Consider the following 14564-nt stretch of genomic DNA (forward strand, 5'->3'; position numbering starts at 1 on the left):
TGTCGATGCAGGCGATGCTTACTTTCGCTGCCATGAATTTGAAGAAAATGGCCAACTGGACTTGGCAAGGTCCAGAAATGGCCTAAATGATAACCTCGGAGAGGTCTGCAATTCTCTGTAATTACTTGAAGTCCTACAAAAAATGAAAAAAAGAGTTCGGAATGAGACTATTCCGAACTCTTTTTGTCTACAAACTGAACGCTTGGATTACCAAGCGTTTTTTCGTTCTAATTGTATTGTTATTTGAGATGAAGTTTTAGAGAACAAATCTCCTGAATTCAATTACAATTAACACGATTGCTCCTCTCAAACCACTGACTTCTTTTTTTCAGTCACCGCTTCAATTGAATTACTCATAATTTGAACCATTTTTCTGATTTGATCATCAGAACTCGCCAGAGGCGGCATAAAGACGATTACATCCCCAAGCGGCCTTGTGAGCATCCCCCTTTTTCTCATTTCCAGTGTGGCATGATAGCCCATTCGCTTTTCCCATGGAAAAGGTTTCCCTGTTTCTTTATCCTGAACTAGTTCAATACCGCACATTAATCCTAATTGGCGGATGTCTCCTGCATGTTTTAGGCTTTTTAATGCTGCCAGTTCGGATTTTATTACTTCTGCTTTTTTTACTGCCTGTTCCACGAGTTTTTCTTTTTCATAGATTTTCAGATTGGCCAAAGCAACCGCACATCCGAGCTGATTGCCCGTGTATGAATGTCCATGAAAGAATGTCTTCATTTCTTGATATTCGCCATAAAATTCTTTATAAATTTCCTCTGTCGTAAGTGTTGCAGCAAGGGGAAGATAGCCGCCAGTTATCCCTTTCGCAACGGTCATAATATCCGGCTGAACGCCTTCATGCTCGATTGCAAACATCTTTCCTGTCCGGCCAAAACCAGTAGCTACCTCATCAACAATTAAAAGGATATTGAATTCCCGGCACAGCTCTTCTACTCCTTTAAGATAGCCCTCAGGCATGATATTCATGCCTCCTGCCCCCTGGATAAGCGGTTCCAGTGTTATGGCTGCAATTTCCTCATGATGTTCCTGAAAAATGGCTCTTAGCTCTGTTAATGCCCGTTCTTTAACTTCCGCTTCTCCTGAATAAGGACTGCGGTATTGGAGCGGAAAAGGGGCCTTTATCGTTGGAAACATTAAGGATCCATAGACACGGTGAAATAGATCGACACTCCCAATACTGATTGCACCAATTGTATCTCCATGATAATTGTTAGTGAGGGTTACGAATTTCTTTTTCTTTTGATTTCCTTTGTTTTGCCAATATTGATAGGCCATCTTGATGGCAATTTCTACTGATGTTGCTCCTGAATCAGAATAGAATACTCGCTGCAAATTCTCCGGTGTAATTTCCATAAGTTTGTCAGCAAGCCGAATGGCAGGGACATTAGCTGCTCCTAATAAGGTTGAATGAGCGATTAAATCAAGCTGCTCCATTATGGCCTCATTCAATTCCTTTTTCCGGTGGCCGTGTACATTTAGCCATAGTGAGGAGTAGCCATCCAAGTATTCCTTCCCGCAAATATCCTTCAGAATGATGCCTTCTCCGCATTCAATGATCAGCGGATCACTCTCATAATCTTTCATTTGTGTAAACGGTAACCATAGATGCTTTGTGCTGCTTTCTAATAGATTTGCCTGCTCACTCATTTCTGTCCTCCTCCATTATATTGCCCAGCTTTGAAAATATGTTCTCAAGAAATTCCGAATCACCAACTGCGGATGATGGATTTTCTAAATGTGGTATCATGCCAATTACTGGCAGCTTTGTCATAAGTTCAATCATCTGTATGTTGTCCTGCTCAATCTTTGTATCTCCGATGGACATCTGATTCATAATAATCCCCTTTACATCCACACCCTCCTGTATTAATCTCTCTGCTGTAAGAGTTGTGTGGTTGATTGTGCCTACCCCTGTCCTTGCTACAATAACAACAGGAACATCCAGATCTTTCATTAAATTAAGCATGTTATATCCATCATCCCTTAAAGGAACGATAACTCCTCCAGCACCTTCCATTAATACAAAATCATTGTCCTCTGACAGCTGCTCATAATGTTCAATTATCTTATTGACATCTATTTCTTTTCCTTCTTCCCTTGCTGCCAGATGCGGGGAACATGGTTTTTTAAATAAATATGTATAGGAAGCTGTTAATTCCGGATTGGCCAGTTTATAAAATTCCACATCAGGTGCTGAAAGCTTGCCATTAATGATTTCAGCTCCACTTTGCACAGGCTTATATGCCGCGACCTGGGTACCTCTCTTTGTTAAAAATGCTATTAGGAGAGCGGCAGCGGTGGTTTTTCCTGCATCTGTATCTGTACCTGTTATAAAGAGACTTTTAATATAAATTCCCCCTTTTTATATGTTAACCATATTTACAATAAAGTTAACATATGAGACTATTATATTCAACTTATTGTTAACTAAGTAACTAATTAAATTAACACAACTTAAGGAGGTTAATATGAAAGCTTTAAGCACTCAAGATTTAGTTCTTTGTGGCCTTTTTGCAGCTCTAATGGCAATTGGCGCAAATCTATCCCCTTTTTTAATGATAGGGAGTGTTCCGATTACTATCCAGCTTCTCTTTGCTATTTTGGGCGGGGCGGTATTAGGGAGCAGAAAAGGGACACTGGCAATGCTTGTCTATATGTTTGTTGGTTTAATAGGAGCACCTGTTTTTGCGCAGTTTAAAGGGGGACCTGTCCAGTTATTAAGCCCTACTTTCGGTTTCGTGCTGTCTTTTGTGGCTGTTGCTTATGTTTCTGGAAAATTAGTGGGGGATTCTCAAATTATTAAACAAAAGCACTATTTTACTGCAGGATTTTTAAGCATATTATGCAATTACATAATTGGAACCAACTGGATGTACTTAGCTCTTATTCTTTGGGCAGAAGCACCAAAGGGGTTTAGCTATAGCATGGCCTGGGGCTGGATGCTGGCCTATTTGCCGCTTGACTTGGCGGTTACGGCTTTTTCATTTTTCCTGGTCCCAAAACTGAAACACGCACTTAGAAGAACCCATAATCTTAAAACCGATATGTGATCGAAATAAGTTTTACAAGCTGCTTTAAGAACAGTCCTATCGATATGATGATGAAGCGTTAGATCCGTCATTTAGAATTGGCCACCTAAAGAAGACCGGGTTAATTTATGTGTCGCGAATCCACCACTATAATCTAATACAAATATGAAAGAAAAACGCTGGGATGACCGAGCGTTTTTCTCTACTAAATTATTTAAGGGCTCAAAATGGCTTTTAGTACCCTAAGCAGCCCTCTCCATTTCCCTTTTCTTCTTCTCTTTCCTCCCCTTTTTCAATGTGAATTTTTTCATAACTCCTGCCAAGCCGGAAGGGAACCCAAGGAGCACCACTATATATAAGAACCCAAGGATAATCGTCCATCGTTCAAAGATGGGGTAAGTCATCGCAAGCTCTGAAAGATAATGTCTTAAAAATTCGATGATCCCCGCTCCTGCTATGGCACCTGCCAGGGTTCCCAGTCCTCCGATCATTGTCATCAGGAGGGCATCCAGCGTGACTTCAATGGAAAAGACATTGGTATTGATGAACCTTAACGATACAGCATACAGAGCCCCGCTGAAGGAAGCTGCCACTCCGGCCGTTACACTGGCAATCAATTTATAATGTAAGGTTTTATACCCTAATGCCTCTGCGCGATATTCATTCTGGGATATGGCTTTTAATACCTTGCCTGTGGATGATTCCGTAAAGAGCTTCAGCAGGATAAAAACGGCAGCCACACTGAAGAGCGTAATATAATAGAAGGAAGTACGGTCTTTGAATACATCTGGCACACTGAATGTAAATCCGTCACCGCCTTGTGTCAGTCCCCTCCACTTCTCTGCCAGTACAAGAAACAGCTGTGATACAGCCAGTGTCAGCATCGCATAAAAGTGGCTTTTGAGCCTTAGGGATAACAACCCGATGATATAGCTAACCAAAGCGGACAGAAGGATGCCTATCACCAATCCTATTAAAAAGTTGGGCAGAGTTGCGTCCAGCTTATTAAAAATGAGAGCCGTGCTGTACGCGCCGATCCCAAAGAACATGCAATGACCAAAGGAAACAATGCCGGTATAACCTAAAAGAATATCAAAGCTCATCGCAAATATGGCAAAAATGAAGATTTGTGCAAGTAAAATCAGTGTGCTTCGGGAGTCATTAACAAAGGGAAACAGAAGCAGGAATAGCAGAATCGCAAGCCCCCAGTACAGCGGCACTTTATGAAATACCCCTCTCATACGGTACTCCCCTTTTCTCCCAGCAGCCCTGTTGGTTTTACTAATAATACAATGGCCAATAGGAGCATATTCAATGCCAGTGACAAATCAGGCATATAATAAGCCATAAACGCTCCCGCTACTCCTACGATCAGGGAAGCCAGTGCCGATCCCTGCAGACTGCCCATTCCGCCAATGATGACCACAATAAAAGCCAGTATGGCATACTGCATACCCATTTCCGCAAAAACGACTCCGGAATACGGCGCCAATAGCGCTCCTCCTAAAGCAGCCAATCCGGCACCAAGCAGGAATACGAATGTAAAAAGACCCTTGACATTGATTCCGAGCGCCTGAACCATTTCCTTATCAAGCACTCCAGCCCTGATCATAAGTCCAATCTGCGTACGGCTGAGCAATAGCCATAATGCCAGATACAGCAGCAAACCAACCACAATCACAAACACACGGTATTTTATGATGATGATTCCATCAAACTGATAACTCCCTTCAAGCCACGCTGGCAGGTTTACCCTTATCGGGTTTGGCCCCCAGAAGATTTTGATGCTTTCCGATAATACCAGCATCCCGCCTAATGTAATCAGCAGCTGCCTCACATGATTCCCATAGACAGGACGGATCAGGAATCTCTCCAGTACCCAGCCCAAGACCACTCCAACTGCAGCGGCACCCGCTATCGCTAATAGAAAACTGTTTGTTTCTTTAAAGATCCACGCTCCTGAGAAAGCGCCCCAGACGAATAATCCGCCATGGGCGAAGTTCAATACACTCATCAGTCCAAAGATTAAGGTAAGTCCAGCAGCCAGAAGGAATATCAAAAGCCCTGTTGAAACCCCATTGACCAATAAATTAATAAAGACTTCCATTTCCAGCCCCCCTTCACTGCTTACGCGATGCCCAAGTATTTCTGACAGGTTTCCTTGTCTTCCTTAAGATCCTGCATGCAGCCATCATGGACTATTTTTCCGTCGTCCATAATGTAAAAGTAATCGCCGATTTCACTCGCCATTAGGAAATTCTGTTCCACAAGCAGTATCGTTGTTTTTTCCTTCATTTTCAGAATAGATTCCATGAGTTTTTCCACCATAATGGGTGACAGTCCTTTGCTAGGTTCATCTATCAGCAGCAGTCCATCTCCATTGATATAGGCTCTGGCAATGGCAAGCATCTGTTTTTGTCCGCCGGAAAGCAATCCGCTTTTCTTGCTCCAGAACTTCTTCAAATCCGGGAAGAGCTCCAACATCCACTCCATTTTTTCCTCTGTCTCACCTGTGCTCTTTGCCTTGGCCAGATTCAGGGTTTCTTCTACTGTCAGCGCACTGAACATTCCCTGATTTTCCGGCACATAGCCGATTCCTTTTCTGGAGATAAGGTGGGTAGGGATTCCGCTGATCTTCTGATCGTGATAATGCACGGAACCCGTGGTGGATGGGTTAAAGCCCATGATGGTCCGCAGTGTTGTCGTTTTGCCTGCGCCATTTCTCCCGAAGAGAACGGTGATGCTTCCCTCTTCCACAGACATGGACACACCCTGAAGAATGTGATATTGACCCAAATAGGTCTCCAGATTATCCAGTTTTAATAGACTCACGGTGCAAGCCTCCTAAATATGCCGTCTGAACTCTTTGATCCTTAATAATTTCCTTCGGATTGCCACTGGCCAAGAGCTCTCCATTGAATAGCACCACAAGGGTATCGGACAGATGCATGACCATTTCCATTTTGTGTTCGATTAAGACAATCGTGTACATGCCTTCCTTCTTAATGTTCTCAATCACTTGCAGAATCGCAGGGATCTCTTCAATCGATATGCCTGCCGTCGGCTCATCGAGCAGAAGCAGTTCTGTTTTAAGAGCCAGCAGCATGGCCAGTTCCAGTTTTCTTTTTTCCCCATGTGCCAGATCCTGTGCCAGCACATCTTCCTTGCCGCTTAGCATGCACCGCTCCATGGCAAATTTTGCTTCCTCCTGCTGGCGGCTCATGAAAGAAAGCCTTGGTAAGATCGAATAATAATCTTTGCTCGATGACTGGATAGCCAGCCTGATATTTTCCAGGACCGTCAGCTCCGGAAAAATATTGGTGAGCTGGAAGGAGCGGCCGATGCCCCTTCTCGCCCGTAAAGGTACCGAAAGCTTGGTTATATTATCTTTCTTAAAATAAATCTCTCCATTTGTCGGGGTGATCTGGCCGCTCAGCAGGTTAAAGAGTGTGGTCTTGCCTGCCCCATTGGGACCGATAATCGAAGTCAGCTTCCCTCGCTCTATTTCCAGGCTCACATCTTTGATGACATCATGCTCGCCAAAGGAAACCGATAGGCTTTTTGTTTCCAGTATTTTTTCCAACTTGTCGGCCCCTCCTTTTACCTAACTATTTTGACTTTTTACTTGCCATTCCGGACTGGCGGCTCGGTTTCTTCCATATTTAATTCCCTGATCAGGACCGGTACCGGATGATCTACGCCTTCCTGTTCCTCGAGAGTTACTGCATACAAAGACTGCATTGCCTGATGATCCTCAGCACGGAATTTCATCGTTCCTTTCGGTGTCTCAAATTCCATGTTTTCCATTGTGCTGATCAACCCATCCACATCTTTATCGCCTTCCGTTTTCTTTAGTGCCTCCACAATGGAAATGGCAGCTGTCATTCCGCCTGCTGTAAACAGATCCGGAATTTCACCGTCAAATTTTTTCTTATGCTCCTCCACCAGCCAGTCGTTCACTTCATTATCCGGAAGGGTATGATAATAAATGGAAAAACCGCTCATGCCAATTAAGGAATCCATCGTTTTTAGGGAAGCAATGTCCTGTGCGGCTGTGGAAATTTTTATACCCTGCTCTTCCAGCTGCATATCCTTTAACTGTTTCCATGGTGCATTGGATCCTGCCCAGACGATATAAAGATAATCAGGCTTTTCATTTATGATGCTTTGAATATTCGCTGTGAAGTCAGTGGAATTCGGGTCTGCATACTGTTCATTCACAATAGTGGCACCGAGCTTCTCTGCTCCTTCTTTAAAAGCGGCGATTCCTTCCCGGCCGTAGGCATTATCCTGTGCGAAGGTCGCGATTTTCACATTTTTTTCAGCGATTGCTGCCGCACCGGCAACAGCATCCTGAGACGAATTTCTTCCTGTCCTGAAGATATACTTGTTCCAGTTCTGTCCAGTGATGCTATCTGCTACAGCAGGCTCAACCACCATAATTTTTTCGTATTCTTCAGCGAGCGGCAAGACGGCAAGAGTGTCTCCAGAGCTTGATGAACCCACTAAGAAATCTACCTCATCCTCTTCCAGCAGCTTCGTTGCTTTTCTTACTGCTACATCCGGCTTTGTTTCTGTATCTTCCACAATGAACTCAACCTTTTTGCCGGCTATTTCATTGGATCCCTCGGTTGCATAATCGAGCCCCAGCTCAAATCCGGCAACTGTTTGCTTTCCGTACGTCTCGAGAGGACCGGTTAAGGAGGCTAGAACACCAATTTTAACCGTATCTTCTTCTGAACTTGCTGTGTCTCCGGAACATCCGGTAATGAATAAAAGAGTGAGTACGATTAAGAGAGTTAAAACAGACTTAATGCCTTTCACCTTACACTTCACTTCCCTTTTTTAATTTTCTTTTCTAAAGAACTGAATTTTATGGAGCAGTCCGTCAGCGACAATGATATTCCCGCTGCTGTCTATATCAAGACCCTGAGGTGAAAAGAAATGTCCGTCCTCACCGCTGAAAGATCCAAACTGCTCTATGAATCTGCCATTTTCATCATAGACATTCATACGGTTGTTGGAAGTATCTGTCACATACACACGGTTCTGTTCATCAATGACAATGCCTGTAGGCAGGAACAAATCACCCGGTTCTTCGCCCCAATTCTCTAATGGATCCAGGTGGCCGGTTCCTCCGTTTGTTCCCCATTTCGTAATAAACTGGCCATTGTTATCGAATTTCTGAACACGATTGTTGATTCGGTCCACTGCGTACACATTGTCTTTAGAATCAATCGCCAGCTGCATCGGCTGAGAGAATTCGCCATTGCCAGTCCCTTTTCTGCCCCATTCCTTCATATACACGAAAAAGGAATTAAACTTTTGGATTCGGTTATTTTCAGAGTCTGACACAAAGATATTGCCTTTGCTGTCAACTGCCACACCGCTTGGGAATTGAAAAAAGCCGCTTAATGTTCCTAAAGATCCGTAGGCTGCCAGAAAGGTTCCTGAATTGGAGAACTTTTGAATGCGGTGATTCACTGAGTCAGCCACATATACATTGTCATAACGGTCAACTGCTATTTGTCTCGGCACAAAAAATTGACCTGCATAACTGCCGTAGCCAAAAGGTCCGCCTGTCCCGTACATACTTCCCCATTTACTTACCAGACTTCCGTTTGTATTATACTTCAGGATTCTATGATTAAAGGAATCAGAAACAAACACATTTCCCTTTGAATCGCTTTGAACATCGTAAGGTCCTGCATATTGTTTGTCACCATACCTGCCTAATCCGATTGTCATCTTATACGAGATGCTCAATCCTATTTCCTTGTAGACTTCAATCCGGTTATTGCCTGTATCGGTAATAAATAAATCTCCATCTCCATCCGGCAGGACCTGATTCGGATACACTAAGTTAGGAAAAATACCAGTTGTATAGAGAAAACGGTCAGAGGCATCAAATTTCATGATTCGGTTATTATAGGTGTCCGCTACATATAAAGCTCCGGAATTAGGCTCAAAGTTGATTCCCCTTGGATGGTAAAACTGATAAGAGCCTAATCCAGGTTCAAGACCGCCTATTTTTCGCTTGAAGCTGCCGTTCTGATCGAACACTTGAATTCGATTGTTGTACGTATCCGCTACATAAACTTCGCCACTATTGTTTATGGCAATGCCTTGCGGAAGCGCCATCTGCCCATCGCCTTTTCCATAGGATCCAATCGTAAGGAGATACTGTCCCTCGGAATTATATTTTTGAATGCGATGGTTAAATTCATCTGTAATGTAATAATTGTTCTGCTGATCTATCGCTATTTCTCTAGGAAACCCAAATTGATTATTCCCTTCCCCTTTAGTTCCCCAGCTCTTAATGAATTTGAATTGGGAATCAAACTTCTGAATTCGGTAGTTGCCTGTATCAGCAACCAGAATGTTCCCTTCTCGATCAATGGCAATGCCAAAAGGCATATTAAATTCTCCCGGTGAATGGCCGAGGGATCCAAATGCACCCAGGATTTTGCCGGAGGAATCCATTTTTACTATACGATGATTCCCCATATCTGCCATGTAAAGATTACCGGAGCTATCTTTGGCCAGTGCTACCGGCGTCCTGAACTTGTTGGCGGGATCAGTCTCATTTCCCCAGGCCTGCTGAAAGCTATAGGAAGATTCTGCAAAACCGCTGCTTCCGCCCCAAAGTGAAAATAGAAGGAGGAACAGGACTATCCCCTTTATCCTTTTCATCTTTTCTCTCCTTTCCACTTCACAACAGTCGCAGCCCACGTATACCCAGTTCCCGCACTGACAGCTACGGCAATATCCCCTGGTTTTAAAAGTCCCCGTTCCTGTGCAAAGTGCAGACCAATGCATGGGTCGAGTGAAGACATGTGGCCATGCTGATTTAAGTAAATGGCTTTTTCTTCTGTAAGTTCGAGTGATTGTAAGAGTTCTTTGAACATGGAACGTTTGGTGTGCAGTGGCAATAGGAGTTTCATATCTTGAGGAGTATAACCGCTTCTATGGAGTGCTTCGCGAACTACATGATCAAAATTTGCAATCGATACAGGATCAAGTCTTTCTTTCATGGATTGCGGATCTTTTACATCAATATAATGGAGGTTTTTCTCGACTGTTTCGTGGCTTGCAAAGTGCTTGGACCCTCCAGCCGGTGTTCGGACATCATCATGAAAGGATCCGTCTGTCAGGATGGCACTTTCGAGTATTTCATTCTGGGAGGCATCCCTTGTGACCAGAGCAGCAGTGCCTCCATCCGCAAAGTTGAACATGAAGCGTGAGCGCGGGTTAGCATAATCGATAATTTGTGATTCCTTGCATCCCCCAACCAGCAAAATATTTTGAATGGAATGGTCTGAAGCAATCATATCTTTCGCTACCTTCAATGCAATCGGAAAACAGGAGCTGACATTCATGATTTCAAACGCATAGGCATTTTTTGTCCCTAATTCATGCTGTATTTTCGGAGCACTTGACCAGACATAATAATCCTTATGAGGACTTCCAAAGTAAATCACGACATCGATGGACAGCGGGTCGATCCCTTCGATCGCCTGCGTTCCCGCAGCAATTGCCAGGTCGGAGGCATGCAGGCTGTCATCTGCAACGTGCTTTTGAACTAAACCGAACTTTTCGATAATCACCTGTTCGGGTATTCCCGTCTTTACAGCCAGATCGGCTGCCGTTTCGATTTCAGGAGGAAAAAAAACTCCTGTTGCTTTAATGCCAATTCCCATCAGATTACCCCTCCATCCTCAGGCACCATCATTTTGGCTGTGCCCGTCAAAACTAGTGTCCCATCCTGATTAAAGCATTCTGTCAGCAAAGTCAGTATTCGCCTTTCGCTGTCAATTTCCTGAACCGTTCCTTTTGCGGTAATGGTATCCCCTATAAAAACAGGCGCCTTAAATCGGATCGTCTGTTCTACATAAATGGATCCTTTTCCCGGCAGATGCACACCCAATAGCTGGGATAATAAACTGGATGTTAAGAGACCATGAGCGATCCGCTGTTTGAACCTCGTTTTTTTGGCGTATTCCCCGTCTATGTGGACCGGGTTGAAGTCGCCGCTTAATCCCGCAAACATCACAAAGTCTGTTTCCGTAATGGTTTTGCTGCAGGAGGCCTGCTGGCCGACACTATAACTGATCACCATTTCACCCTCTTACTAAAAGTTGTGTTTTCTGTATTTTTCCCGTGGCATTTTTCGGAAGCCCGTTTAAAAAAGTAACCTTCTTCGGAATCTTATATTTTGCGAGTTTCCCCTGACAGTATTGAATAACATCCCCCTCTGTTAAAGCGCTTCCATTTCGTTTGACAATAAACGCTTCAGGTACTTCACCCCAAAGTGGATCAGCATTCCCAACCACGGCAACTTCAACAACATCTCTTAATTGGCTGATCACTTGCTCTACTTCAAGGGGGTATATATTTTCTCCGCCTGAAATGATCATTTCTTTCTTCCTGCCTACAATGTAAAGAAAACCTTCATCATCCGTTTTCGCTAAATCGCCTGTCAGAAGCCAGCCATCTTTCAATGAATCCTTCGTGGCATCAGGCCGGTTCCAATATTCCTTCATAATATTTGGCCCTCTCACCGCAAGCTCGCCAACTTCTCCTTTTTCAACCTCCTTACCGTCAGAATCGATCAGCTTATATTCGGAAAATAATACCGGCTTGCCGATCGATCCCTTCTTTCGCGGTGCGTCTTCTTTTGTAAGCATAAATAGAGTAGGAGAGGTTTCGGTCATTCCAAAGCCCTGGCCGAACAGGAATCCTCTATCAAAATAGGCATCTATTAATTCACGCGGACATGGTGCTCCTCCATTATAGAACCAGCGGACTGCGCTTAAATCAGCCGTTTGGAATGATGGACTTGTCAGCAGTGCCTGATGAATGGTCGGAACACCCATCACGATGGTCACCTTATGCTCCTGGATCATCGACATCGCCTTTTCAGGCTCAAACTTTCCGGGAATGACGATCGTTCCCCCTGAAAACAGGGCCGGAAATGCAAATAGTCCAATTCCGCCAATATGAAACAGCGGAAGGAGCACAATGCTGCGGTCCTCTGATGTTAAATCAATCGCGAGTTTGTTATTGACCGCATTCCAGAACATATTGCTCTGTGTCAGTACGGCCCCTTTCGGTTTGCCGGTGGTCCCCGAGGTGTAGCAGATAATGTATGGAGCTTCTTCATTAATCGTATTTTCATTCACAAAGCTTGTTTGAGTACCCTGGTATAAGTCCTCCATAAACTCCATACTCTGGAGTTCGCTTTGTTCAATAAGGGAGGCTGCAAACTCAGCATTTTCTTTTTCAGCAAAGATCACCTTTGAACCGCTATCGTTGAGCTGGAAAACCAGTTCCGTTGCACTTAGCCGAATATTGAGCGGGACCGCCACACATTCTGCCTTTGCAATGGCAAAAAGGAGGACTATGTATTCAATCCGGTTGTGCGACAGAATGGCGATGCGCTCCCCTTTTCCTCCTTGCAGCTTTTCCTGAATCTTCGCGGCAGCTGAATCGACCATTCTATCCAGCTGCCTGTAGGACACCTTTTCGTTATCTGTTATGACTGCTGTTCGATCTGGATGTGTGTATGCCCATTTCTGAATCCAATAGGCAATCCCTTTCATCGAACTCCCCCTCTTTACTTTTTTAGTCCTTGAAAGATGAGTGTCATTGCAGCATCAAATGCCTCTTCAGGGACTTCTTTCTTTTCCCAATACACCCATCTCATACCGAGGAACTGTCCAATCGACATTAAACAATAAGCAACTGTCTCCTGGTCAAGGTCTTTAAATTCGCCAGCCTCTACGCCTTGAGACAAACTCTTTAAAAATCCATTGGCGAGCTTCCCGTAATACCAGCGGAACAGCTCCTGATCCACCACGACAGCCTGCTGGACAATGCTGTATAAATTAGGATGATTTTTGACCCAGCTGAAGAAAGCAAAAAAGCCATTTCGCTGTGCTTCTTCAAATGTAGAACTTCCTGCCATTCCTTCCTTAATCGCAATGCGCAGATCCCGGCTGTAGCTGCGGATTAACTCATCATAGATATCTTTCTTTGAAGGAAAATAGTTATAGAAGGTTCCCTGGGCGACTTTGGCTTCCTGTGAAATATTGACGATGGAAGTCTCAAAATATCCCTTCTGCCCAAAAACCTCTTCAGCTGCTCTTAACAGTTTTTCACGCGTTTCAATTCCTCTTGGAGTAAGTACTTTTTCCTCAGTCGTATTTTTAACTGACACCTGAATCACCTCTCAACTTTATTATAATTAATATTCTTAAAATTACAACAATAACTTATAATATTTTTTCTGAGGATATTAGTTTTGGTTTTTAAAACACAATTAAAAGATCCCCGTATAATAGTTATAACGGGGTTGAATACTCTATTAAATTTCCTCTAAAAAATGAGATCAATCATTCATAATAGTGAGTTTCCCAATCTTATCACACTCCAATGCAAACCATATGGTCTTCCCATCACTGCTTGAAATCCCATGCGGTTCAGCACTTGAAGTTTCAATCGGATACTCCTCAATAATCCCATTATCTGTAAGTCTTCCAATCTTATTTGCTCCCCACTCCGTGAACCATAAATCATTTCCTGCTCCTGCCGTTATGGCATGCGGCCTGGCGTTCCAGGTTGGAATTTCGTATTCCGTTATGTCACCTGAAGTGTTAATACGTCCTATTTTATTACCGATAATCTCGACAAACCAGAGTGCACCATCGTTTCCTTTTGTAATTCCAACCGGCCCAGAAGCCGGTGTAGGAATTGTAAACTCTGTCACTTCTCCATATTCCGTAATTCTTCCAATCACATTATTTTGGTTTTCCGTGAACCATAAGGCATCATCAGATCCCAGCGTAATAAATGATGGGTAAGAACCTTGAGTAGGAAGCTCGTATTCATGGATAGAACCGTCATCCTTAATCCGTCCAATACGGTTTCCATTCATTTCAGTAAACCATATCTCTCCGTTTGGCCCTTCTGTAATTCCATAGGGTGCTGAATCTGGATGGGGCAAGGGATATTCAAGAATAGTGCCTTCTTTTGTAATTCTCCCTATTTTGTTGCCTGCATTTTCGGTAAACCAGACCTCTCCTTTTGACGACACTATTACACACATGACCTTTGCATCGGGTGTCGGCAGCGGGTATTCTGTCAATTCCCCGTCCAACCCAATGCAGCTTATCTTATTGGCTTTATGCTGTGTAAACCAGACCTCTCCCTTATCTGAAACAGCGATTCCGTATGGACCTGTATCTTTACTGGCAAGATCTATTTCCTGTAATTTAAATTCCATACTGTTCCCTCCGAACACCAATATTTTTTTTCAAAAACAAAAAGCCCCCTATCTCGTTTTTCCAAGACAGGAGGCAATGCAGCACATAAATAGACTTAAATAGGCTTTTCGATTAGTTCAGCCCCTTTTCAAGTCAAAAAGCACACACATTAATCCTATCTCAGAAAAACAATCGATAAATAAAGCCCATTCCAACACATTTTCGGAACTGAACCAGAGGCTGAAATATC

14 protein-coding genes are annotated in these 14564 nt (G+C 43.6%); 1 reads left to right on the forward strand and 13 read right to left on the reverse strand.

The window, feature by feature from the left end:
• Positions 1–306: 306 nt before the first annotated feature.
• Together bioA and bioD are read right to left on the reverse strand one after the other, a co-directional pair.
• Positions 307–1668 carry an adenosylmethionine--8-amino-7-oxononanoate transaminase gene (gene bioA, locus NR125_RS23850; RefSeq protein WP_256816254.1) on the reverse strand — a complete coding sequence of 454 codons (1362 nt, stop codon included), beginning with the start codon at positions 1666–1668 and terminating at the stop codon, positions 307–309.
• Positions 1661–2374, reverse strand: a complete 714-nt coding sequence (gene bioD, locus NR125_RS23855) for a dethiobiotin synthase (RefSeq protein ID WP_318871765.1) — start codon at positions 2372–2374, stop codon at positions 1661–1663. Before bioD ends, bioA begins: the two co-directional genes overlap by 8 nt.
• 115 nt (positions 2375–2489) lie before the next feature.
• Between bioD and NR125_RS23860 the strand changes: the two genes are divergently transcribed.
• Positions 2490–3071: a biotin transporter BioY gene (locus NR125_RS23860; RefSeq protein ID WP_009333844.1), complete on the forward strand. Its 582-nt coding sequence runs from the start codon at positions 2490–2492 to the stop codon at positions 3069–3071.
• Between the two features lie 221 nt (positions 3072–3292).
• Here the strand turns inward: NR125_RS23860 and NR125_RS23865 are convergent, their stop codons facing one another.
• The 11 genes from NR125_RS23865 to NR125_RS23915 all read right to left on the reverse strand — a co-directional run bounded on the left by NR125_RS23865 (position 3293) and on the right by NR125_RS23915 (position 14334).
• Positions 3293–4246 (reverse strand): branched-chain amino acid ABC transporter permease, encoded by a 954-nt coding sequence (locus tag NR125_RS23865; protein ID WP_034296916.1) that lies wholly within the window; start codon positions 4244–4246, stop codon positions 3293–3295.
• 41 nt (positions 4247–4287) lie between these two features.
• On the reverse strand, positions 4288–5157 hold the full coding sequence (locus NR125_RS23870; protein ID WP_009333842.1) for a branched-chain amino acid ABC transporter permease: 870 nt from the start codon (positions 5155–5157) through the stop codon (positions 4288–4290).
• Between the two features lie 20 nt (positions 5158–5177).
• Complete coding sequence (locus tag NR125_RS23875; RefSeq protein WP_009333841.1) at positions 5178–5882, reverse strand: ABC transporter ATP-binding protein; 705 nt, start codon at positions 5880–5882, stop codon at positions 5178–5180.
• A complete protein-coding gene (locus NR125_RS23880) occupies positions 5860–6633 on the reverse strand; it encodes an ABC transporter ATP-binding protein (protein ID WP_009333840.1) in 774 nt (257 codons plus the stop codon). Before NR125_RS23880 ends, NR125_RS23875 begins: the two co-directional genes overlap by 23 nt.
• Before the next feature lie 38 nt (positions 6634–6671).
• On the reverse strand, positions 6672–7874 hold the full coding sequence (locus NR125_RS23885) for a substrate-binding domain-containing protein (protein WP_009333839.1): 1203 nt from the start codon (positions 7872–7874) through the stop codon (positions 6672–6674).
• 21 nt (positions 7875–7895) lie between these two features.
• On the reverse strand, positions 7896–9743 hold the full coding sequence (locus NR125_RS23890) for a 6-bladed beta-propeller (RefSeq protein ID WP_256816255.1): 1848 nt from the start codon (positions 9741–9743) through the stop codon (positions 7896–7898).
• Complete coding sequence (locus tag NR125_RS23895) at positions 9740–10750, reverse strand: 3-oxoacyl-ACP synthase (protein ID WP_009333837.1); 1011 nt, start codon at positions 10748–10750, stop codon at positions 9740–9742. The genes NR125_RS23890 and NR125_RS23895 overlap by 4 nt, the downstream gene beginning before the upstream one ends.
• On the reverse strand, positions 10750–11166 hold the full coding sequence (locus NR125_RS23900) for a MaoC/PaaZ C-terminal domain-containing protein (RefSeq protein WP_087944881.1): 417 nt from the start codon (positions 11164–11166) through the stop codon (positions 10750–10752). The genes NR125_RS23895 and NR125_RS23900 overlap by 1 nt, the downstream gene beginning before the upstream one ends.
• Positions 11167–11170: 4 nt before the next feature.
• Entirely contained in the window at positions 11171–12652 is a 1482-nt protein-coding gene (locus tag NR125_RS23905; protein WP_009333835.1) for an o-succinylbenzoate--CoA ligase, read from the reverse strand.
• Between the two features lie 14 nt (positions 12653–12666).
• Complete coding sequence (locus NR125_RS23910; RefSeq protein WP_034296811.1) at positions 12667–13269, reverse strand: TetR/AcrR family transcriptional regulator; 603 nt, start codon at positions 13267–13269, stop codon at positions 12667–12669.
• 171 nt (positions 13270–13440) lie between these two features.
• Positions 13441–14334 carry a Vgb family protein gene (locus tag NR125_RS23915; RefSeq protein WP_256816256.1) on the reverse strand — a complete coding sequence of 298 codons (894 nt, stop codon included), beginning with the start codon at positions 14332–14334 and terminating at the stop codon, positions 13441–13443.
• Positions 14335–14564 lie beyond the last annotated feature (230 nt).

The organism is Cytobacillus sp. Bac17 (assembly GCF_024519925.1).
GTDB lineage: Bacteria > Bacillota > Bacilli > Bacillales > Cytobacillaceae > Cytobacillus > Cytobacillus pseudoceanisediminis.

What these genes read in the sequence shown, in the direction of transcription:
- NR125_RS23890 (WP_256816255.1), bottom strand. Translation starts at nt 9,743, where the DNA reads ATGAAAAGGATAAAGGGGATAGTCCTGTTCCTCCTTCTATTTTCACTT.
- NR125_RS23895 (WP_009333837.1), bottom strand. Translation starts at nt 10,750, where the DNA reads ATGGGAATTGGCATTAAAGCAACAGGAGTTTTTTTTCCTCCTGAAATC.
- NR125_RS23870 (WP_009333842.1), bottom strand. Translation starts at nt 5,157, where the DNA reads ATGGAAGTCTTTATTAATTTATTGGTCAATGGGGTTTCAACAGGGCTT.
- bioA (WP_256816254.1), bottom strand. Translation starts at nt 1,668, where the DNA reads ATGAGTGAGCAGGCAAATCTATTAGAAAGCAGCACAAAGCATCTATGG.
- NR125_RS23915 (WP_256816256.1), bottom strand. Translation starts at nt 14,334, where the DNA reads ATGGAATTTAAATTACAGGAAATAGATCTTGCCAGTAAAGATACAGGT.
- NR125_RS23860 (WP_009333844.1), top strand. Translation starts at nt 2,490, where the DNA reads ATGAAAGCTTTAAGCACTCAAGATTTAGTTCTTTGTGGCCTTTTTGCA.
- NR125_RS23905 (WP_009333835.1), bottom strand. Translation starts at nt 12,652, where the DNA reads ATGAAAGGGATTGCCTATTGGATTCAGAAATGGGCATACACACATCCA.